This is a genomic window from Roseomonas sp. TS2 (assembly GCF_058833935.1).
The window spans coordinates 1-1,615 of sequence record NZ_JCACVY010000343.1 but is presented as its reverse complement, the minus strand read 5'-3'; the positions used below and the strand labels follow the sequence as shown (position 1 = coordinate 1,615).

Below are 1,615 nucleotides of genomic sequence, written 5' to 3'. Positions count from 1 at the left end.
CTGGCTGGACCACGGCGTGTGGCCGCTCCATGCTCCGCTCGGCAAGTCGCCCAGCCCGCCGGTGGGCGAGCTGCCGCAGCCCGCCTTCCTGCCCGCCGAGGGGGAGGGGGTGCACCAGATCCCGGTCGGGCCCGTGCATGCGGGCGTGATCGAGCCGGGGCATTTCCGCTTCCATGTGCAGGGCGAGACCATCGTCCGACTGGAGACGCGTCTGGGCTACGCGCACAAGGGCGTGCTGGGGCTGATGCGGGGCAAGTCGCCCCGGCTGGCGGCGCGGCTGGCGGCGCGGCTCTCGGGCGATTCCACCGTGGCGCATGCCTGGGCCTTCGCCGCCGCCGCCGAGGCCGCCACCGGCGTCACGCCGCCGCCGCGCGCCACCCTGCTGCGCGGCGTGATGGCGGAGCTGGAGCGCATCGCCAACCACCTCAACGATATCGGCTTTCTCTGCAACGACGCCGCCTTCGCCTGGCCCCATGCCCGCTGCGGCCTGCTGCGCGAGCGTGTGCTGCGCGCGGCGGACGCCGCCTTCGGCCACCGGCTGATGATGGACCGCGTGGTGCCGGGCGGCGTCTCCATCGACATCGCGCCGAGCGGGCCGGAGGCGATTCTGGCCGCGCTGGCGGCGGTGGTGGCCGGGCTGCCGGCGCTGCGCCGCGCGATCGAAGGCCATGCCAGCCTGCAGGACCGGCTGGCCGGCACCGGCACGCTGCGCCCTGGCCTGGCGGCGGGCTTCGCCGCCGGCGGCTATGTCGGCCGCGCCTCGGGGCGGGATTTCGACGCGCGGCGGGACATGCCCTACGCGCCCTATGACCGCCTCGGCTTCACCGTGCCGCTGCGCCAGGCGGGCGATGTGGAGGCGCGGCTGCAGATCCGCCTCGACGAGCTGGCCGAGAGCCTGGCCATGGTGGCCGCCCTGCTGGCGCGGCTGGAGGCGGGCGAGACGCTGCTGCCCATTCCCGCCCGGGCGGGGGAGGGGGTCGGCGTGGTGGAGGGCTTCCGCGGCGAGGTGCTGTGCTGGATGGCGCTGGACGAGGCGGGGCTGATCCGCGCCATCTTCCCGCGCGATCCCTCCTGGCTGCACTGGCCGCTGCTGGAGGCGGCGGTGGAGGGCGACATCGTGGCCGACTTCCCGCTCTGCAACAAATCCTTCAACGCCTCCTACAGCGGGGTGGACCTGTGACCCCGCCCCGGCAGGGAGACTGACCGATGCCCTGGCCAATGCCCTGGCCCCGCCCGCTGCTCGCCGATCTGGCGCGCACCGTGTTCCGCCGCCCGCTGACCGACCCGCCGCCGGAGAGCACGCCCGAGATCGTCGCCGCCCTGGTGGAGCGGCTGGACGCCATCGCGCGCGGCCGCCTCGGCCGCAGCCTGGCGATCCGCCATGTCGATGCCGGCTCCTGCAATGGCTGCGAGCTGGAGGTGAACGCCCTCTCCGGCGTGGCCTACGACCTGGAGCGGTTCGGGCTGCGCTTCGTCGCCTCGCCGCGCCATGCCGACGTGCTGCTCGTCACCGGCCCGGCCGCCCGCAACATGAACGAGGCCCTGCTGCGCACCCATGCCGCCATGCCCGACCCGAAATGGGTGGTGGCGGTGGGCGACTGCGCGGTGGATGGCG

Annotated in this window: 2 protein-coding genes; both read left to right on the top strand. The window is 74.8% G+C overall.

What is annotated here, in order from left to right; translation table 11 throughout:
- Positions 1 to 1,180: hydrogenase large subunit (locus ACZJYS_RS24250; RefSeq protein ID WP_493180636.1), on the top strand; the 1,180-nt coding region annotated here is incomplete at its 5' end.
- 26 nt (positions 1,181 to 1,206) lie between these two features.
- The coding region (locus ACZJYS_RS24245; RefSeq protein ID WP_493180635.1) for an NADH-quinone oxidoreductase subunit B family protein at positions 1,207 to 1,615 on the top strand (409 nt) is incomplete at its 3' end.